Consider the following 19,083-nt stretch of genomic DNA (forward strand, 5'->3'; position numbering starts at 1 on the left):
CTCAGCCCTTCTGCTTCCGGCGCCGGGCCGCCGGCACCGTACGGCCGACGATCACGGTCCGTCGGGAGGTCTTGGCCCGCGCGCCCTCGGGGGTCGCGCCCGGGGTCGCGCCGCCCTTGCCGAGCGCCTTGCGGACGCCGTAGCCGAAGGCCGCGACCTTGACGAGCGGGCCGCCGAAGGTGGAGGCGACGGTGGAGGACAGCGCGGAGGCGTTGGAGGTGACTTCCTGTACGTCGCTCGCGATGGCGTCGACCCGGTCGAGCTGGGTGCGGGCGGAGCGGACGGTGGTGGAGGCGTCCGCGAGCAGCGGTACGGCCTGCTCGGTCACGTCGGCCACCAGCTTGGTGGTCGCCTTGAGCACCTGGGCCAGCCTCACCAGCACCACGGCGAGGAAGGAGACCAGGATGGCCCAGAAGACGGCCACGAGGATCCCGGCCACCTCTCCACCGGACACGTTCACACCGCTCTCTACAGATTGATCACCAAGCGAAAAAGTCGTCCTCCGACCCTATCGCGCCGGAGATCCGCCGCAGTACCGGAATTCCCGGGCGCCGCGCCCGCCGGGTGCCGGGAATCGACTCGCTTTGTACGCAGCGCATGCGGACCAGTACGCTCCGTGTCCCATGCGACAAAGACCCATTCCACGAAGGACGCCGGGCAATCTTCCCTCGGACCTGAGCGGCTTTGTCGGGCGGGGCGGGGAACTTTCCGAGCTGGGGCGGCTGCTGGACGCCTCGCGGCTGGTCACGGTGACCGGCGCGGGCGGCGTGGGCAAGACCCGGCTGGTACTGGCGGCGGCCAGGGCGGCCGCCGACGCGGCGGCCGGTCCCGCTCTGCCCGCCGACGGGGGCGCTCCCGCCGATCCGGCGCAGGAACGCTACTGCGATGGTGTGTGGCTGGCCGAGCTGGCCTCCGTACGGGATCCGGCGCTGCTGGAGCTGACGCTCGCCGAGGCGCTGGGGCTGACCGACCACACCACCCGTCCGCCCCGGACGGTCCTTGCCGAACACCTGGCCGAGCGGCGGCTGCTGCTGGTCCTGGACGGTTTCGAGCAACTGGTCGACGAGACGGCCGACCTGGTACGGGACCTCCTGCGCCGCTCCCCCGGCCTGCGGGTGCTCGCCGCCGGCCGGCGCCCGCTGACCCTCGACGGGGAACTGTCCTGGCCGCTGGCCCCGCTGGACCCGGAGGAGGCCCTGGCCCTGCTGATCGAGCGGACCTCGGCGGCCGATCCGGCCTTCGCCCTGACGGAGGCCAACCGGGCGGAGCTGGCCGAGCTGTGCGCCCGCCTCGACGGCCTGCCGCTGGCGCTGGAACTGGCCGCCGGCCGGCTGCGCACGCTGTCGCCGGCGCAGGTGCTGTCCCGGCTGGAGGACCGCTTCGCCCTGCTGACGGGCGGCTCGCGCGGCGCGCTGCCCCGCCACCGGGCGCTGCGCACGGCGATCGGCTGGAGCCACGAGCTGTGCACGTCCGGGGAGCGGCTGCTGTGGGCGCGGCTCTCGGTGTTCGCCGGGCAGTTCGACCTGGACGCCGCCGAGTACGTGTGCGCGGGGCCGGACCTGCCGGTGGATTCGGTGCTGGACCTGGTCGGGGAGCTGCTGGGGCAGTCCCTGCTGATCCGGGAGGAGACGGCGGCCGGGGTCCGCTACCGGATGCTGGAGAGCGTACGGATCTACGGGGCGGGCTGGCTGGAGTCGCTGGGCGACGCCCGGCGGCTGCGGCGCCGGCACCGGGACTGGTACATGGGCCTGGCGACCTGGTGCGAGCTGGACTGGTTCAGCCCGCGCCAGGAGGAGGTGGCCGCGCTGGTGGAGGCGGAGCTGGCGAACCTGCGGCTGGCCCTGGAGTGCTGCCTGGACGAGCCGGAGGAGATCCACCTGGGCCAGTACCTGGCGGGCACCCTCTGGTTCTACTGGGCGGGCTGCGGCCGGCTCACCGAGGGCCGGCACTGGCTGGACCGGACCCTGGAGGGCGACCTCGGGCTCGCGGGAGCGGAGTACGAGAGCTCCCGGCTGAAGGCGCTGTGGGTGCTCGGGTACGTCGCGGCCCTCCAGGGCGATTCGGTGGCCTCGATGAGCGCGCTGTACGAATGCCGGGACGGGGCCGTGCGGAGCGAGAACCCGGTGGCGGGCGCGTACGCCGTGCACCGGATGGGCTGTCTGGCGCTGGTCTCGGACGACATGACCCGGGCCGGGGAGCTGCTGGGCTCGGCGCTGGAGCGCTACCGGGAGGCCGGGGAGCTCAACAGCAACGTCCTGATGTGCCAGGTGGAGCTGGCGATGACGCTGGCCTTCCAGGGCGAGCTGGCAGGTGCGCTCACCCTGTGCCGGGAGGTCCGGGACATCTGCGAGGAGCGCGGGGAGCGCTGGACCAAGGCGTACGCCCTGTACGTCCTGGCGTACGCGGCGCTGGACGCCGGGGGCACGGCCGAGGCGCGGCGGCTGCTGGCCGAGTGCCTGGCCATCAACCACACGTTCCGCGATCTGGTCGGGCTGGTGCTGGCGGTGGAGCTGCTGGCGCTGGTCACGGTGGCCGAGGGCCATCCGGCGGAGGCGGCGGTCCTGCAGGGCGCGGCGGAGCCCCTGTGGGACGGGGTGGGGATGCGGCTGTTCGGCTCGGGGTACTTCAACGCCCCGCGGCTGATGTGCCAGGAGCGGGCGGGCGAGCTGCTGGGCGCCGAGCGGTACGCGTCCTGCGCGCGGCACGGCCGGACCCTGCCCCTGGACGTCCTGGTGGAGCGGGCCCTGCGGGGACCGGAGCCGGCGCCCGTGCCGGCGGGGCCGCTGCCGAGGCCGCGCGGCGCCACGGAGCGGGCCGAGCGGCCGATGGCGCACCCGGGCGCGAAAAGCAGGAAACCCGCCGGCTCCCCCGAAGGGGAACCGGCGGGCTGAACCAGCCTGTGAGGGCTACGTCCGCTGGTGTTGCTCGATCAGCGGGCGTAGTACTCGACGACGAGCTGCTCGTCGCAGATGACCGGGATTTCCTTGCGGTTCGGGTCGCGGTCCAGGCGGAAGGCCAGGGCCTTCAGGTTGACCTGCAGGTAACGCGGGGTTTCGCCCTCGCCTGCGTAGCCACCCTCACGGGCAACCTGGAACGGAACCTTCTCGCGGCTGCGCTCGCGCACCGTGATGACGTCGTCCGGACGGACGCGGAACGACGGCTTGTCGACCTTGTCGCCGTTGACCTCGATGTGGCCGTGAACGACCATCTGGCGAGCCTGGTAGATGGTGCGGGCGATGCCCGAACGCAGGACCAGGGCGTCGAGGCGACGCTCGAGCTCGACGACCAGCGCCTCGCCCGTCTTGCCTTCGGCCTTCTTGGCGCGGTCGTACGCGCGGGCCATCTGACGCTCAGAGATGTCGTACTGAGCGCGCAGACGCTGCTTCTCCAGCAGACGAACCTTGTAGTCCGAGTTCTGCTTGCGGCCACGGCCGTGCTCGCCCGGCGGGTAGGGGCGGGCCTCGAAGTACTTGACGGCCTTCGGGGTCAGCGCAATGCCGAGGGCACGCGACTTCTTGACCTTGGGTCGCTTCTGGTTCACGTGGAACCTACCTCCATGTAAGTTAGGTGAGGCTTACCTTAGCGAGGAGGACGTAATGTCTCGACCACATGGGATCCCCCTGCCCAGTGCGCACCGAAGTTCAGATCCAAACGAAACAGGATCTGCTTTCGGCGACGATAAGCAAGGTCAGCCGCGTCCCAGGGAAGGCGTTCGGCAGCTCACCGGAGCCGAACGCGTACGAACCCTCGTAGAGTCCAACGCCTCAGTATCCCTCACGCTCCCGGGTGCTCTGGACCAGGGGGAGTACGGGACAGGGATGCCGGCCGCAAGGACCGTCACCCCGGACGGGGACGTGATTCTCCTGGTATCAGGGGAATCCGCGGCTGCCAGGGCAGCCGCTCACGCCCAGGACGACGACCTCACCGCCGTGATCGAGATCACGGATGTGGCGCCGGTGTCCGTGCCCCATCGTATCCGAGGCCGCGCCTGGCTCGCCGGGTGGCTCACGCCGGTGCGCGGGGCCGCCGACCGGGCGGCCTGCGCGGCGCTGCTGGCCGAGCGGCACCCGGTCGGCGAGCTCCTCGGCCTGACCGAGTCGCTCGACGCACCGCCCGCCGGCCGGCCCGCGTGGATGCTGCTGCGCCTGGAGGTCGGCGAGATCTCGGTGGACGACCTGTGGGGCGCCGAGCACGTGGACCCGGAGCTGCTGGCCGGGGCCGAGCCCGACCCGATGGTGGCCCACGAGACGGAGCTCCTGCAGCACCTGGCCTCTTCGCACGGAGACCGGATGGGTGACCTGTGCGGCCTGCTGGGCACCCGGGAGACGGAGGGCCTGACCGCGGTCCCCCTCGCGCTGGACCGGCTGGGCCTGCGGGTGCGCTTCACGCGCGGCGCCACCGCCTTCGACGCCCGCTTCGACTTCCCGGAGCCGGTGACCGACGTCTGCGGCCTGCGCAGGGCGATGAGCACCCTGTTCGCCGGCTAGGCCGGAGCTACGGGCAGGTGCCGAGCATCTCCTGCAGCGCCTGCTTCTCCGGCGGGGTCACGGAGAGCTGGTACTTCGCCTTGATCCCGGTGTACCGCCGCGCGTACTCGCACCAGTAGCCCTTCTGGGGCGGCTTCCACTTGTCCGCGGTCTTGCTGCTCTTCTCGTAGTTCGTCTGCTTGTCCACGGCGAGCAGCACGTCCAGGTCGTTGGCGTACTCCAGGCGCCGCTGCGGGGTCCAGGCGTACGCGCCCCCGCGCCAGGCGGCGCCGAGGGCGACGACGTGGTCGGTCTGGATCTGCGAGGCGCGGCGGTAGGTATAGGGGAGCTCCTTCCCCGTGTACGGATCCTTCAGCACCCCGGACAGGACGACGCAGGGGTTCCTGTCGCCCTCGCGCAGTTCTCGCAGGTCCCGGCGCAGAACGTCGTCGCGGGTGTCGCAGCCGTTGCGGCCGCCGATCGCATCGGTCTCGTCGGACCAGTACTTGCCGAAGTTCTCGCGCTTGTACGTCTCCCAGTTCTTGCCCCACTCGACCTTGAGCCGGCCCAGCTGGGTCTTGGCGGCGGCCGCGGCGGGCGGGAACCCGGCGCTCGCGAGGGGGGCCTGGGCGAGCAGCGCCGCGGCGCTGGCACGAGCCGTCTCGGCGTCCTCGTGGTGGCACCCACTGAGCAGCAGCACGGCTGCGCCTGCGGCGATGAGCGGAGCGGGACGTCCCATGCTCCGGAGCCTAGGCCCGGTCCCCGTACCCCGCGCCCGCGACACGAGGCCGCTGCGCGGGGCGAAGTCCCCGCAGCGACCCTCGCCGCTGCACGGAGCGAAGTCCCCTAGCCCGCCCTTCGCCCGTTCCCCGGGCTCCGCCCGGACCCGCGCCTCAAACGCCGGCGGGGCTGGATATATCCAGCCCCGCCGGCGTTTGAGGCGATCTTTTCAGCCCCTCCGGCGTTTGAGGAGCAGGGGTCCGGGGGCCGGCCCCCGGGAACGGCGCCGCAGGTCAGGACCCGGCGCCCCGGAGCCGCTCGCGGACCTTTTCCACCACGTCCGCGTAGCGGGCTTCGGCCCCGTACCGGGTCGGTTCGTAGTACCGCTTGCCATGGACCTCGTCCGGCGCGTACTGCTGCGCGGCAATCGCTCCGGGCACGTCGTGCGGGTACACGTACCCCACCGCGTGCCCCAGCTTCGCCGCCCCCTTGTAGTGCCCGTCACGCAAGTGCGTCGGCACGGACCCCGCCAGCCCCGCCTTGACATCGGCCAGCGCGGCGCCGATCGCCGTCGTCGCGGTGTTCGACTTCGGGGCCAGCGCCAGCGCGATCGTCACGTGCGACAGCGTGAGCGAGGCCTCCGGGAAGCCGATCATCGCCACCGCCTGGGCCGCGGCCACCGCGAGCGGCAGGGCCGCCGGGTCGGCCAGCCCGATGTCCTCGCTCGCCGAGATCATCAGCCGGCGCGCGATGAACCGCGGGTCCTCCCCCGCTTCGATCATGCGCGCCAGATAGTGCAGCGCCGCGTCCACGTCCGAGCCCCGGATCGACTTGATCAGCGCGCTCGCCACGTCGTAGTGCTGGTCGCCGTCCCGGTCGTACTTCACCGCGGCCCGGTCGACGGCCTCCTCCACGGTCTGGAGGCTGATCTCCGGCTCGCCCTTGGCGATCGCCGAGCCCGCGCCCGCTTCCAGAGCCGTCAGCGCGCGCCGCGCGTCTCCCCCGGCGATCCGCAGCAGGTGTGCCTCCGCGTCCGCGGGCAGGGTGACGGCGCCGCCGAGGCCCCGCTCCTCCGTCAGCGCCCGGTGCATCAGGGCGCTGAGGTCCTCGTCGGTCAGCGGTTCCAGCGTCAGCAGCAGCGAGCGCGACAGCAGCGGGGAGATGATCGAGAAGTACGGGTTCTCCGTGGTCGCGGCGATCAGCGTGACCCAGCGGTTCTCCACGGCCGGCAGCAGCGAGTCCTGCTGCGCCTTGCTGAAGCGGTGGATCTCGTCGAGGAAGAGGACGGTGTCCTTGCCGTACCCGCCGGCCGCCCGCTTGGCGCCCTCGATGACGGCCCGTACTTCCTTCACGCCGGCGGTGATCGCGGACAGCTCGACGAACCGCTTCTTCGTCGCCTGGCTCACCACGTACGCGAGCGTGGTCTTCCCGATGCCCGGCGGGCCCCAGAGGATCACCGAGGAGGCGCCGGCGGGACCGCCCGCCCCGTCCCCGACGAGCCGCCGCAGCGGGGAGCCGGGCTTCAGCAGGTGCTGCTGGCCGACGACCTCGTCCAGGGTGCGCGGACGCATCCGGACGGCGAGCGGAGAACTGGAGGGGTCCTTCGCCTGGCGGTCTTCGGCGGCGGCGGTGAAGAGATCTGGTTCCACACCGGAAGCCTATGCGAGGCCACCGACAGGCCCGGCCGTCACCTCGGCCGGGCTCAGGAGGTCCAGAAGTCCCACCAGCGGGTCAGGATCAGCATCCCGATGATCCCGACGTGCAGGACGGGCAGCACCCAGGTGAACTCGTCGAAGAGGGCGCGCAGCCAGCCGGGGGCCGGCAGCAGCCGGTTCCGGACGTTGTGCGAGGTGACGTACCAGAACATGACGATGGTGGCGACCCAGGCCAGGCAGCACCACAGGCACAGGGAGTTGATGTTGTACAGCGACTGGTACATCAGCCAGGTGCAGAAGCCGACGCCGAAGAGCATCCCGGCGTTCAAGGTGAGCCAGTACCAGCGCGGGAAGCGCGCCCGGGCGAGCAGGCTCATGCCGACGCAGACGACCATGCCGTAGGCGACCAGCCCCAGCATCGGGTTCGGGAAGCCGAAGACCGACGCCTGGTCGCTCTTCATGATGTTGCCGCAGGAGACGATCGGGTTGAGGCTGCACCCCGGGACGAAGTCCGGGTCCTCCAGCAGCTTGAACTTGTCGATCGTGATGACCCAGGCGGCGAGCAGTCCCGCGGCTCCCGTGATCACCAGCAGCAGGGCGAGCGCCCGGCTGCCGCCGACGGCCGTCCGCGGCTCGGCGGTGTCCGTATCGGTCCCACGTGTCGTCATCCGGCCCGCTCCACATCTGCAAGGTCAACAAGCACCGGCCATTGTGCCGTACCCGGCCGGACCGTCCACTCTCCCCTGTCCATCGTTCGACGGACAGGAGGAGGTACGCACGGGGGGACCGGTGGGCCGGCTTCCGCCACACCATGGGAGACATGACAGAGAACGCGGTGGAAGTACGGGGGCTCCGCAAGCAGTACGGCGAAGTCACCGCAGTGGACGGACTGGACCTGACGATCCGGCGGGGCGAGGTCTTCGGCCTCCTGGGGCCCAACGGCGCCGGCAAGAGCACGACGGTGGAAATACTCCAGGGGCACCGGGAGCGTGACGGCGGCGAGGTGCTCGTCCTCGGCGCGGACCCGGCGACCGCCGGCCGGGCCTGGCGCTCGCGCGTCGGCATCGTCTGGCAGGACGAGTCGGCGCCCGCCGAACTGACGGTGCGGGAGACGGTCGAGCACTTCGCCCGCTACTACCGGGCCCCGCGCGACCCGGCCGAGGTGATCGCCCTGGTCGGCCTGGAGGACAAGCGCGGTCACCGGCTCAAGACCCTCTCCGGCGGCCAGCGGCGCCGCCTCGACGTGGCGCTCGGGGTCATCGGCGACCCCGAGCTGCTGCTCCTGGACGAGCCGACGACCGGCTTCGACCCGGCGGCCCGGCGGCAGTTCTGGGACCTGATCCGGCTGCTGTCCGACTCGGGCACCACCATCGTGCTCACCACCCACTACCTGGAGGAGGCCGAGGCGCTCGCCGACCGGCTCGCGGTCATCGCCCGCGGCAAGGTCGTGGCCGAGGGCGAACCGGCCGCACTGCGCGCCCGCCTCGGGACCGGCGCCACCGTCGAGTGGACCGACCGGGACGGCGGCCCGCGCAGCACCTCCACCGAGACGCCCACCCGTACGGTCGCCGAACTGGCGGCCCGCTTCGGCGGGGAGGTCCCGGACCTGAGGATCACCCGCCCCACCCTGGAGGACGTGTACCTGCGCCTCACGGGCCAGCTCGACCGGAACACGACGCCGCAGGAGGAGTCCCGATGAGCACGCAGACCGGTACGGGTACGGGTACGAGTACGGGCAAGGCCAAGGGCGCGGGTACGCGTACGGGCACCGGTGGGGCCGGGGCGCTGCCCGGCGCCTGGTCCCTCGGTCTGAGCCGCGGGGTGCTGGAGATCAGGCAGTTCGTCCGCCAGCGCGACGCGGTGATCTTCACCTTCGCCTTCCCCATCGTCTTCCTCGCGCTCTTCGCCTCGATCTTCAGCGAAGGCATGGAGGGCAGCGGGGTCACCGCCTCCCAGATGTACGCGGCCGGCATGGTCGCCGCGGGCATCATGTCCACCAGCTTCCAGTCCCTCGGCATCTCCATCGCCGTCGAACGCGACGAGAAGGTGCTGCGCCGGCTGCGCGGAACCCCGATGCCACCGGCGGCGTACTTCCTCGGCAAGGTGTGGATGGTGCTGGCCACCGGCCTCGCCGAGACCGCGATCCTGCTGCTGGTCGGCTCCACCCTCTTCGACCTCGATCTGCCGACGTCCGCCTCGAAGTGGCTGACGTTCGCCTGGATCTTCGTCCTGGGCCTGGCCGGCTGCGCCCTGCTCGGCATCGCGATCAGCAGCCTGCCCAAGTCCGGCAAGAGCGCCAGCTCGGTCGTGGTCCTGCCGTTCCTGATCCTGCAGTTCATCTCCGGGGTGTTCATCCCGGTCCACCAGATCCCCGACTGGCTGCTGAACATCGGGGCGCTGTTCCCGCTCAAGTGGATGTGCCAGGGACTGCGCGGGGTGTTCCTCCCCGAGTCCGCGGCCGTTTTCGAACAGGCCGGTGCCTGGGAGTATGGGCGGGTCGCCCTGGTCCTGGGGGCCTGGGTGCTCGGGGGGCTGGCGCTGTGCCTGCTGACCTTCAAGTGGAAGAACCGGCGCGACGGCTGAGCGCCTTCGCCGAGGCGGCCGGAGCGCGCGAGTCCCACGTCTGGGACCGCGCGTTCGGCCCGTGGGACCTCTACTTCGGGGTCGTGTGGATCGCGACCGCGGCCTTCGTCCTCGGCTCGGACTCCCCCGGGCCGGCGTACCGGATCACCGCCGTCGTCCTGCTCGCCCTCCTGGTCCCCTGCTACCTCGGCGCCGGACGCCCGCTGCTCCTGCTGGAGCCCGGCGCCGCACCCCGGCGCTCCGCCCGCTACCTGGGCCTGGCGCTGGCCCTCTTCCTGCCGGCGGCCTCCCTGGCCGGCGAGACCCGGCTGATCACCTTCGCCCTCGCCCCGCAGTGCTTCATGCTGCTGCCCCTGCGGCGCGCGGTCGGCGCGGTGGGCCTGCTGTGCCTGCTGCCGGTGGCGGGCTGGGCCCTGGTGTGGCGGCCGGAGGCGCACTCCGTCTTCGCGAGCGGGCTCGGCGCGCTCGTCACCTTCCTCTTCTCCGCCTTCTTCGGTGCCTGGATCCTCCGGATCATCGAGCAGAGCGGCCAGCGGGCCTCCCTCATCGCGGAACTCGACGCCAGCCGGGAGGAGGTGGCCCGGCTCTCCGCCGAACGCGGCGCCCACGCCGAAAGGGAACGCATGTCCCGCGAGATCCACGACACCCTCGCCCAGGGCTTCACCAGCCTGCTGATGCTCGTACAGGCCGTGCAGTCGGAGCTGGACACCGATCCGGAGCGGGCCAGGCACCATCTGGAACTGATGGCCGTCACCGCCCGGCAGAACCTGGCCGAGGCCCGCGCCCTGGTCGCGGGCGGCGTGCCCGCCGATCTCGACGGCGGCTCGCTGCCCGACGCGGTACGGCGGCTCGCGGCCCGGCACGATCCGCCGGCGGCCGTCTCGGTGACCGGGGAGGTCCGGCCGCTGGCCGCGGTCCTGGAGGTGGTGGCCCTGCGGTCCTGCCAGGAGTCCCTGTCGAACGCGGCCAAGCACGCCGGACCGCAGGCCCCTTGCACGGTGTCCCTCGCCTACGGCGGCTCCGAGCTGACCCTCACGGTCCGGGACACCGGGCGGGGCTTCGATCCGGCGGCCCCCGCAGCGGGCTACGGCCTGCGGGGGCTGTTCGCCCGCGCGGCGGAGGTGGGCGGCGCCGCGGCGGTCGACAGCGCCGCCGGGGCCGGCACCACCGTCACCGTCACCCTTCCGGTCCGCTGATCCGCCGATCCGCTGAGGAGCCGTACGAGATGATCCGCATCCTGCTGGCCGACGACCACCCGGTGGTACGGGAGGGCCTGCGCGGCATGCTCGCCGCCGAACCGGACCTGGAGGTCGTCGCCGAGGCCTCGAACGGCCCGCAGGCGGAGGCGCTGGCCGCGCGGCTGGTCCCCGAAGGCGGCCTGGACCTGATCCTGATGGACCTGCGGATGCCGGGCGGCGACGGAGTCGAATCGATCGCCCGCATCACGGCGGCCCGGCTGCCGGTACGGGTGGTGGTGCTGACCACATACGAGGAGGACCGGGACATCCTGCGCGCGGTGGAGGCGGGGGCGGCGGGCTACCTGCTGAAGGACATGGCGCGGGCGGAGCTGGCGGCCGCGGTCCGGGCGGCCGTGCGCGGCGAGACGGTCCTCGCCCCGACGGTGGCGGGCCGGCTGGTGGACCAGCTCCGGAGCCGTCCGTCGGTGCCGCGGCTCTCCGACCGGGAGGTGGAGGTGCTCCGGCTGGTCGCGGAGGGCGCGACCAATGCCGAGATCGGCCGGCGGCTGTTCGTGGCGGAGTCCACGGTCAAGACGCACATGCTGCGCATCTTCGGGAAGCTGGAGGTCGCGGACCGCACGGCGGCGGTGACCACCGCCATGCGGCACGGCTTGCTGTAACGGCGCCCGCTGCGCGGGGCCTTCCCCCGCCCCGCCCCTTCCCGAAACCGTGGCTCCGCCCCGGACCCCGCGCCTCAAACGCCGGCGGGGCTGGATATTGCCGCTGCGCGGCAATCCAGCCCGCCCGGCGTTTGAGGGCACGGGCGCGCAGCGCACGTACGGGGTCCGGGGCAGAGCCCCGGGAAACGGCGAAAGGGCGGGGCGGGGAGAGTTCCGCGCAGCGGATCCCCCGGCCCCGCCCCACCAGGCGGCGAGCCTCAGCCCAGGCGGGCCTGGAGGGTGGCGACCAGATCGGCCACGGCCACCGGGGCCTGCTCACCGGACTCCATGTCCTTCAGCTGAACCACGCCTTCCTCCAGGTCACGGTCTCCCGCGACCACCGCGAACCGCGCACCCGAACGGTTCGCGTCCTTCATCGCACCCTTGAGGCCCTTGCCCCCGTAGGAGATGTCCGCGGCCACACCGGCCCGCCGCAGCTCGGTCACCAGACCGAACAGCACCGGCTTCGCCGCGCCCAGCGCCACCGCGAAGACGGAGGTCGAGGCGGGGATGTCCAGTTCGACGCCCTCCGCTTCGAGCGCCAGCACCGTACGGTCCACGCCCAGCGCCCAGCCGACCGAAGGCAGTGCCGGTCCGCCGATCATCTCGGACAGGCCGTCGTAGCGACCGCCGCCGCCGACCGCGGACTGCGAGCCCAGACCGTCGTGGACGAACTCGAAGGTGGTCCGGGTGTAGTAGTCCAGGCCGCGCACGAGCTTCTCGTCGTCCTCGAAGACGACACCGGCCGCCGTCACCAGCGACCGCACCTCCTCGTGGTACGCCTTGCAGGCGTCGCAGAGGTAATCGCGCAGCATCGGGGCACCGACCAGCTGCTTCTGCACGTCGGTCCGCTTGTCGTCGAGCACCCGCAGCGGGTTGATCTCGGCCCGGCGGACGGTCTCCTCGTCGAGGTCCAGTCCGCTCAGGAAGGCCTGGAGCGCTTCCCGGTACACCGGGCGGCACTCCTTGTCGCCCAGCGAGTTCAGCAGGATCCGGAAGTTTCGCAGGCCCAGCGAGCGGTAGGCCTGGTCGGCCAGGATGATCAGCTCGGCGTCCAGCGCCGGGTCCTCGGCTCCGATCGCCTCGGCGCCGACCTGTGAGAAGTGGCGGTAGCGCCCCTTCTGCGGCTTCTCGTAACGGTAGTACGAGCCCGAGTACCACAGCTTGACCGGCAGGTTGCCCTTCTTGTGCAGGCTCGCCTCCAGCGCCGCGCGCAGTACGGAGGCCGTGCCCTCGGGACGGAGCGCCAGCTGGTCACCGCCCTTGGTCTCGAAGGCGTACATCTCCTTGGAGACGATGTCGGTGGACTCGCCGACACCGCGGGCGAAGAGACCCACGTCCTCGAAACCGGGGGTCTCGATGTAGCCGTAGCCGGAGTTGCGCAGCGGGGCCGAGATGGCCTCGCGCACCGCCAGGTACTTCACGGAGACCGGCGGGATCAGGTCGTACGTGCCCTTGGGGGCCTGAAAAGTAGCCACGAAACTCTCGTCACATTCCTCGTCGTGGAGACGTGAAGCCGTCTCCCAGGCCGGCGGCCACCTGCCGCAGGTACGGGTTGGTGGCTCGCTCACGGCCAATGGTCGTGTGCTCGTTGTGTCCGGGCAGCACCACGGTCGAATCGTCGAGCGGCAGGCACACGCGGGCCAGCGACTCGAGCATGTCGGCGTGGCTGCCGCCGGGGAAGTCCGTACGCCCGATGGAGCCGGCGAAGAGCAGGTCGCCCGAGAACAGCAGCGGCGGAATGTCTGCCGCCGCGGGCGTCCCGAAGGTCACCGACCCCCTGGTATGGCCGGGGGCGTGCGACACGGTGAGCTCCATGCCGGCCAGGGCGAGCTTCGCGCCGTCCGTGAGCTCCTTGACGTCGGAGGGCTCCCCCACCGTGAGCTCGCCCATGAGCTGGGCTCCGAGGGAACGGCCGAGGGCCTTCTCCGGGTCGCTCATCATGAAGCGGTCCTCGGGGTGGATCCAGGCCGGTACGTCGTGTGCTCCGCACACCGGGACCACCGAGGCCACATGATCGATGTGGCCATGGGTGAGGACGACCGCGACGGGCTTGAGCCGATGCTTCTTCAGCGTCTCTTCGACACCCTGGGTGGCCTGGTGGCCCGGGTCGATGATGACGCACTCCTCACCGGCGGCGGGGGCGACCACGTAGCAATTGGTCCCCCAGGCCCCGGCGGGGAATCCGGCAATCAGCACGTTCGTCCTCAATCGTCGTCCGGCGGGAGGCTGCAGATCGGAATGCTGCTGCTCAGAGGGTACCGGCGCCGCTCATTACACAGCGAACCCATATACGGTACGGCCTAACCCAGCCCGGACAGTGGTACCAGATACGCACAAGGAGACGACCCGGTGGTCACGAGCGATCAGCGGCGGCGCCAGCTCGCCAGGGAGAAGTACGAACGCCAGCAGAAGCGGCGTGCCGAAGAGCGGCAGAAGTCGCGCAAGCGGCTGGCCGTGATCGGCGCGGCGGTGGCCGTCGTCATTGCGGCGCTGGTCGGCCTCGTGGCCGGCGGTGTGTTCGACAAGGACAAGAAGGACGAGGCGGCCGACCCGGCCGCGACCCCCTCGGCCCCTGCCTCGCCCACCCCGCAGCAGTCCGCCTCCCCGGCGATGGCGATCGACGCCAAGGCGAAGTACACCTTCGACCTGAAGACCAGCGCGGGCGACATCAAGTTCGAGATGGACGCGGCGAAGACCCCGCAGACGGTCAACTCGTTCAAGTCGCTGGCCGACAAGAAGTTCTTCGACAACACCAAGTGCCACCGTCTGACGGCGGGCAGCATCTTCGTCCTGCAGTGCGGTGACCCGGAGGGCACCGGCAGGGGTGGTCCCGGCTACACCATCGCGGACGAGAACCTCGACTCGCTGGGCAAGCCCAACGCGACGGGCCAGGTCGTCTACCCGGCGGGCACGGTGGCGATGGCCAACACCGGCCAGCCCGGCTCGGGCGGCAGCCAGTTCTTCCTGGTCTACAAGGACAGCCCGCTCGCCCCGACGTACACCCCCTTCGGCAAGATCGACGCGGCCGGCCTGAAGGTGCTCGAAGAGGTGGCCAAGGCCGGTACGGCCGACGGCGGCCAGGACGGGGCACCCAAGACCCCCGTGACGATCGAGAAGGGCACCGTCACCCAGAACTGACCGGGACCGGGCGCCCCGGGCGCGGGCTGTCTCCTCGAATTCCTCGAAGGCGCTCCGGTACGGCGATATTCCGTCGTGCTGGATGCGGACAGCCGGCCCGGCGGTCGCCTATGTTGGCGTTGTGCAGGGCGGGCGCGGCCCGCCCCAGGAAACTGTGGACGATGCCCAGGGGGTGAACCCCTCGCAAGGCATCAGGTGGAGGAGGCGCTGTGAGCAGCGACCCGTGGGGCCGAGTCGACGAGACCGGCACCGTGTACGTGCGAACTGCCGATGGCGAGAAGGTCGTCGGCTCGTGGCAGGCCGGCACCCCGGAGGAGGCCCTGGCCTACTTCGAGCGCAAGTACGAGGGCCTGGTGGTCGAGATCGGCCTCCTCGAACGACGGGTGCGGACCACCGATCTGGCCGCCAAGGACGCCCAGACGGCCATCGAGCACCTGCGTACGCAGGTGGACGAGCACCACGCCGTCGGCGACCTCGACGCGCTGCGCGTCCGGCTGGACAAGCTGGTGTCGACCGTGGACTCGCGCCGCGAGGAGCGCAAGGTCCAGAAGGCCAAGCAGACGGACGAGGCCCGTACAGCCAAGGACGCGCTGGTGGCCGAGGCCGAGGAGCTGGCGCAGAGCGACCAGTGGCGCAGCGCCGGCGAGCGGCTGCGGGCCCTGGTGGACATCTGGAAGGGTCTGCCCCGCCTCGACCGCAAGTCGGACGACGAGCTGTGGCACCGCTTCTCGCACGCCCGTTCCGCCTTCTCCAAGCGCCGCAAGGCCCACTTCGCCTCGCTCGACGCGCAGCGCGAGGACGCCCGCAAGGTCAAGGAGAAGCTGGTCGCGGAGGCCGAGTCGCTGTCGAAGTCGACCGACTGGGGTCCGACGGCCGCGCGCTACCGCGAGCTGATGGAGAACTGGAAGGCCGCGGGCCGCGCGCAGCGCGAGTCCGAGGACGACCTGTGGAACCGTTTCCGCGGCGCGCAGGACGTGTTCTTCGCGGCGCGCAGCGAGGTCTTCGCGGAGCGCGACGCCGAGCAGGTGGAGAACCTGAAGCTGAAGGAGGAGCTGGCCGACGAGGCCGAGAAGCTCGTCCCGATCACGGACCTGAAGGCGGCCCGTGCCGCGTTCCGTTCCCTGAACGAGCGCTGGGAGGCCATCGGCCACGTACCGCGGGACGCGCGTCCCAAGGTCGAGGGCCGGATGCACACCGTCGAGCGGGCCATCCAGGAAGCCGAGGAAGGCGAGTGGCGCCGTACGAACCCGGAGGCGCGGGCCCGTGCGGCCGGCCTGACGGGTCAGCTGCAGGCGGCGGTCGACAAGCTGCGCGGCCAGATCGACACGGCGCGCGCGCAGGGCAACAACTCCCGGGCCGACAAGCTGTCCCGGGAGCTGGAGGGCCGTCAGGCCCTGCTGGACCAGGCGCTGAAGGGCCTCGAGGAGTTCGGCGGCTGATGTCGCGGACGCACGCCATGTGAAAGGGCCCGGGATCCGCTGGCGGGTGATCTTGCGCGGCTTGGGCCGGGGGCGGCGGCCATCGGCTCGGGCCTGGGCCGCGTGCGGCCGGTACTGGCCGCCCACGGGGTGGCGGTTGCGGCGGATCTCCCGGCTGACGGTGGAGGGGCTGCGGCCGAGCTCGGCCGCGATCGCCCGGACCGTGGCCTTCTCCCGGAGCCGGTCGGCGATGTGGATCCGGTCGGTCTCACGCAGATACCGCGAGGGAACGGACGGGGGCGCCACCGCGTTGAGCGGTGACGCCCCGACGTTCCCGCCGGACGGGGCGCGGCCGTTACGCCAGCGCCGCCCGGTCTTCTCATTGATGCCGACGATCCGGCACGCCTCTTTGTTGCTCACACCCCGCTGCATGAGCTGAAGGTAGAGGCGCCGTTCCTCGGACAAGGCACGGCGCCCCTGGACAACGGACCGGTCCCGGATCTTGAAGTCCATCGCATCCCCTGAACTGGGGTGTTGCAACGACTCCTAGAACCCAAGCAGTGCGTACCGGGGCCCTTTCACATGTGCTCTGCTCGTGCCCGGCTAAGGCCTGCGGGCCGAGGTGACGCGGTAGACGTCGTAGACGCCTTCGACGCCCCGTACGGCCTTCAGGACGTGGCCCAGGTGCTTCGGGTCGCCCATCTCGAAGGTGAACCGCGAGGTGGCCACCCGGTCGCGGGAGGTCTGCACGGCCGCCGACAGGATGTTCACGTGCTGGTCCGACAGGACCCGGGTGACGTCCGAGAGCAGCCGGGACCGGTCCAGCGCCTCGACCTGGATGGCGACCAGGAAGACGGAGGACTGGGTGGGCGCCCACTCGACCTCCAGCATCCGCCCGGACTCCTGCGAGAGGGAGTCCACGTTGACGCAGTCGGCACGGTGGACCGATACGCCGCTGCCGCGGGTGACGAACCCGATGATGGGGTCGCCCGGCACCGGTGTGCAGCAGCGTGCCAGCTTGACCCACACGTCCTCGACGCCCTTGACCACCACGCCGGGATCGGCCTTGCCGCGGCGCGAGCTGCGGCCGCGGGCCGGCGGGATGGTGTCCTCGATGTCCTCGTTGGCCGCGTCCTCGCCGCCGAGGGCCTGGACCAGCTTCTGGACCACGTTCTGCGCGGTGACGTGGCCCTCGCCGATCGCCGCGTAGAGCGAGGAGATGTCGGGGTAGCGCATCTCGTGCGCGAGGGTGACGAGGGAGTCCCCGGTCAGGATGCGCTGGATCGGCAGGTTCTGCTTGCGCATGGCCCGCGCGATGGCGTCCTTGCCGTGTTCGATCGCCTCGTCGCGGCGCTCCTTGGAGAACCAGGCGCGGATCTTGTTGCGGGCCCGGGGGGACTTGACGAAGCCCAGCCAGTCGCGGGACGGGCCCGCGCCCTCGGCCTTGGAGGTGAAGACCTCGACCAGGTCGCCGTTGTCGAGGGTCGATTCGAGCGGTACGAGCCGCCCGTTGACCCGCGCCCCTATGGTCCGGTGGCCGACCTCGGTGTGGACCGCGTACGCGAAGTCGACGGGGGTGGCCCCGGCCGGCAGGGCGATGACGTCGCCCTTGGGCGTGAAGACGAAGACCTCGTTGCGCGAGAGGTCGAAGCGCAGCGAGTCGAGGAACTCGCTCGGGTCCTCGGTCTCCTTCTGCCAGTCCAGCAGCTGGCGCAGCCAGGCCATGTCGTTGACGGTGTCGTGGCCCGCGCTGCCCTTGGCCGCCTGCGGCACGTCGGTGCGTACCTTCGAGGTGCCGGCGACGGTCTGCTGCTTGTACTTCCAGTGCGCGGCGATGCCGTACTCGGCGCGGCGGTGCATGTCGAAGGTGCGGATCTGGAGCTCGACGGGCTTGCCGCTGGGTCCGATGACCGTCGTGTGGAGCGACTGGTACATGTTGAACTTCGGCATCGCGATGTAGTCCTTGAACCGGCCGGGGACCGGGTTCCATCGCGCGTGCACGGTGCCGAGGGCGGCGTAGCAGTCCCGGACGGTGTCGACGAGGACCCGGATGCCGACCAGGTCGTAGATCTCGGCGAAGTCGCGGCCGCGCACGATCATCTTCTGGTAGACGCTGTAGTAGTGCTTGGGGCGCCCGGTGACGGTGGCCTTGATGCGGGCGGCCCGGAGGTCGGCCTGCACCTCGTCGGTGACGACGGTGAGGTACTCGTCGCGCTTGGGTGCCCTTTCGGCCACCAGCCGTACGATCTCGTCGTACATCTTGGGGTAGAGGATCGCGAAGGCGAGGTCCTCCAGCTCCCACTTGATGGTGTTCATGCCCAGCCGGTGCGCCAGCGGGGCGTAGATCTCGAGGGTCTCGCGGGCCTTCTTCTCCTGCTTCTCCCGCTTGAGGTAGCGCATGGTGCGCATGTTGTGCAGGCGGTCGGCGAGCTTGATCACGAGAACCCGGGGGTCCTTGGCCATGGCCACGACCATCTTGCGGACGGTCTCGGCCTGGGCGGCCTCGCCGAACTTCACGCGGTCGAGCTTGGTGACTCCGTCGACGAGCAGGGTCACGGCGTCGCCGAAGTCGCGCCGCAGGTCCTCCAGCCCGTACTCGGTGTCCTCCACGGTGTCGTGGAGGAGCCCCGCCATCAGCGTGGCCGGGTCCATGCCCAGCTCGGCGAGGATCGTGGTCACCGCGAGCGGGTGGGTGATGTACGGGTCGCCGCTCTTGCGCTTCTGACCGCGGTGCCAGCGCTCGGCGACCTGGTAGGCCTGCTCGATCTGGCGCAGCGTGGCCGTCTCGATCTTCGGGTCGTTGCTGCGGACTATGCGGAGCAGCGGTTCCAGGACCGGGTTGTACGGGTTGGAACGCTGCCCGCCGAGGCGGGCCAGCCGGGCGCGCACCCGATTGGAGGACCCGGCCGACTTCGCGGACGCGGGCTTGACCGGAGGCGCGGGCGCCGGGGTCGGCGGAACCGGGGCGGCCGGCGGCGTGGCGGTGCCCGCCGCGGCCGGCTCGGCCTGCGGATCGGGCTGCGCGGCGGAGATTGGCTGGACCTCGTCTGGCAAGAGCGCTCCTCAAGCGGATCCGGCGGCCCCGGTCAGGTCCGGACAACCCATGGTAGCGAGGGTTGCGCCACCCCGTTCCCCGAGGCCATCGCCGACCAGTACGCATTCAGCCCGTCCGGCGTTTGAGGACCGGGGTCCGGGGCGGAGCC

16 protein-coding genes and 1 pseudogene are annotated in these 19,083 nt (G+C 71.3%); 8 read left to right on the plus strand and 9 right to left on the minus strand.

The features are described 5' to 3' along the window. Window position 1 precedes the first annotated feature (1 nt). A complete protein-coding gene (locus tag ACODT5_RS24570) occupies window positions 2-454 on the minus strand; it encodes a DUF948 domain-containing protein (protein WP_422521440.1) in 453 nt (150 codons plus the stop codon). Between the two features lie 169 nt (window positions 455-623). Between ACODT5_RS24570 and ACODT5_RS24575 the strand changes: the two genes are divergently transcribed. Continuing rightward, a complete protein-coding gene (locus ACODT5_RS24575; protein WP_422521441.1) occupies window positions 624-2,891 on the plus strand; it encodes an ATP-binding protein in 2,268 nt (755 codons plus the stop codon). Between the two features lie 38 nt (window positions 2,892-2,929). On the opposite strand, the gene rpsD is transcribed toward ACODT5_RS24575, so the two are convergent. Then, window positions 2,930-3,541 (minus strand): 30S ribosomal protein S4, encoded by a 612-nt coding sequence (gene rpsD / locus ACODT5_RS24580; RefSeq protein WP_008740451.1) that lies wholly within the window; start codon window positions 3,539-3,541, stop codon window positions 2,930-2,932. Window positions 3,542-3,596: 55 nt separating this feature from the next. Between rpsD and ACODT5_RS24585 the strand changes: the two genes are divergently transcribed. Further along, window positions 3,597-4,487, plus strand: coding sequence for a DUF2470 domain-containing protein (locus ACODT5_RS24585; RefSeq protein WP_422521442.1), 891 nt, complete (start codon window positions 3,597-3,599; stop codon window positions 4,485-4,487). A gap of 7 nt (window positions 4,488-4,494) precedes the next feature. Here ACODT5_RS24585 and ACODT5_RS24590 read toward each other — a convergent pair whose 3' ends face one another. The 3 genes from ACODT5_RS24590 to ACODT5_RS24600 all read right to left on the minus strand — a co-directional run bounded on the left by ACODT5_RS24590 (window position 4,495) and on the right by ACODT5_RS24600 (window position 7,509). Continuing rightward, the gene (locus ACODT5_RS24590) at window positions 4,495-5,205 is read right to left on the minus strand and encodes an HNH endonuclease family protein (protein ID WP_422521443.1); all 711 of its coding nucleotides are present in this window, start codon (window positions 5,203-5,205) and stop codon (window positions 4,495-4,497) included. Between the two features lie 274 nt (window positions 5,206-5,479). Beyond that, window positions 5,480-6,835: a replication-associated recombination protein A gene (locus ACODT5_RS24595; RefSeq protein WP_422521444.1), complete on the minus strand. Its 1,356-nt coding sequence runs from the start codon at window positions 6,833-6,835 to the stop codon at window positions 5,480-5,482. A gap of 53 nt (window positions 6,836-6,888) precedes the next feature. Beyond that, complete coding sequence (locus ACODT5_RS24600; protein WP_422521445.1) at window positions 6,889-7,509, minus strand: vitamin K epoxide reductase family protein; 621 nt, start codon at window positions 7,507-7,509, stop codon at window positions 6,889-6,891. A 152-nt stretch (window positions 7,510-7,661) separates the two neighbouring features. Between ACODT5_RS24600 and ACODT5_RS24605 the strand changes: the two genes are divergently transcribed. From ACODT5_RS24605 to ACODT5_RS24620, 4 genes are read left to right on the plus strand one after another with little or no spacing between them, the layout of a single operon-like run. Next, window positions 7,662-8,540: an ABC transporter ATP-binding protein gene (locus tag ACODT5_RS24605; protein ID WP_422521446.1), complete on the plus strand. Its 879-nt coding sequence runs from the start codon at window positions 7,662-7,664 to the stop codon at window positions 8,538-8,540. Beyond that, entirely contained in the window at window positions 8,537-9,424 is an 888-nt protein-coding gene (locus tag ACODT5_RS24610) for an ABC transporter permease (RefSeq protein ID WP_422521447.1), read from the plus strand. The genes ACODT5_RS24605 and ACODT5_RS24610 overlap by 4 nt, the downstream gene beginning before the upstream one ends. After that, window positions 9,382-10,620: a sensor histidine kinase gene (locus ACODT5_RS24615; RefSeq protein WP_422521448.1), complete on the plus strand. Its 1,239-nt coding sequence runs from the start codon at window positions 9,382-9,384 to the stop codon at window positions 10,618-10,620. Before ACODT5_RS24610 ends, ACODT5_RS24615 begins: the two co-directional genes overlap by 43 nt. 29 nt (window positions 10,621-10,649) lie before the next feature. Continuing rightward, the gene (locus ACODT5_RS24620) at window positions 10,650-11,282 is read left to right on the plus strand and encodes a response regulator (RefSeq protein ID WP_422521449.1); all 633 of its coding nucleotides are present in this window, start codon (window positions 10,650-10,652) and stop codon (window positions 11,280-11,282) included. Between the two features lie 257 nt (window positions 11,283-11,539). Here the strand turns inward: ACODT5_RS24620 and hisS are convergent, their stop codons facing one another. Further along, window positions 11,540-12,799: a histidine--tRNA ligase gene (gene hisS / locus ACODT5_RS24625; protein ID WP_422521450.1), complete on the minus strand. Its 1,260-nt coding sequence runs from the start codon at window positions 12,797-12,799 to the stop codon at window positions 11,540-11,542. Between the two features lie 10 nt (window positions 12,800-12,809). Then, entirely contained in the window at window positions 12,810-13,520 is a 711-nt protein-coding gene (locus ACODT5_RS24630; RefSeq protein WP_422521451.1) for an MBL fold metallo-hydrolase, read from the minus strand. Between the two features lie 153 nt (window positions 13,521-13,673). Here ACODT5_RS24630 and ACODT5_RS24635 point away from each other — a divergent pair, with 153 nt between their 5' ends. After that, window positions 13,674-14,462, plus strand: coding sequence for a peptidylprolyl isomerase (locus ACODT5_RS24635; RefSeq protein WP_422521452.1), 789 nt, complete (start codon window positions 13,674-13,676; stop codon window positions 14,460-14,462). Between the two features lie 209 nt (window positions 14,463-14,671). Continuing rightward, window positions 14,672-15,901, plus strand: coding sequence for a DUF349 domain-containing protein (locus ACODT5_RS24640; RefSeq protein WP_243334260.1), 1,230 nt, complete (start codon window positions 14,672-14,674; stop codon window positions 15,899-15,901). Window positions 15,902-15,943: 42 nt separating this feature from the next. Here the strand turns inward: ACODT5_RS24640 and ACODT5_RS24645 are convergent. Next, a pseudogene (locus ACODT5_RS24645) lies at window positions 15,944-16,393 on the minus strand (helix-turn-helix domain-containing protein); the annotation flags it as partial. Window positions 16,394-16,483: 90 nt separating this feature from the next. Next, entirely contained in the window at window positions 16,484-18,934 is a 2,451-nt protein-coding gene (locus ACODT5_RS24650) for a RelA/SpoT family protein (protein ID WP_422521453.1), read from the minus strand. Window positions 18,935-19,083 lie beyond the last annotated feature (149 nt).

The organism is Streptomyces tatrensis (assembly GCF_049310065.1).
In the GTDB taxonomy this organism is placed as follows: Bacteria; Actinomycetota; Actinomycetes; order Streptomycetales; family Streptomycetaceae; genus Streptomyces.

Excerpts from the sequence above, each read along its gene's own strand:
- ACODT5_RS24610 (WP_422521447.1), top strand. The coding sequence starts at position 8,537 with ATGAGCACGCAGACCGGTACGGGTACGGGTACGAGTACGGGCAAGGCC.
- ACODT5_RS24590 (WP_422521443.1), bottom strand. The coding sequence starts at position 5,205 with ATGGGACGTCCCGCTCCGCTCATCGCCGCAGGCGCAGCCGTGCTGCTG.
- ACODT5_RS24605 (WP_422521446.1), top strand. The coding sequence starts at position 7,662 with ATGACAGAGAACGCGGTGGAAGTACGGGGGCTCCGCAAGCAGTACGGC.
- ACODT5_RS24620 (WP_422521449.1), top strand. The coding sequence starts at position 10,650 with ATGATCCGCATCCTGCTGGCCGACGACCACCCGGTGGTACGGGAGGGC.
- ACODT5_RS24575 (WP_422521441.1), top strand. The coding sequence starts at position 624 with ATGCGACAAAGACCCATTCCACGAAGGACGCCGGGCAATCTTCCCTCG.
- ACODT5_RS24600 (WP_422521445.1), bottom strand. The coding sequence starts at position 7,509 with ATGACGACACGTGGGACCGATACGGACACCGCCGAGCCGCGGACGGCC.
- ACODT5_RS24585 (WP_422521442.1), top strand. The coding sequence starts at position 3,597 with ATGTCTCGACCACATGGGATCCCCCTGCCCAGTGCGCACCGAAGTTCA.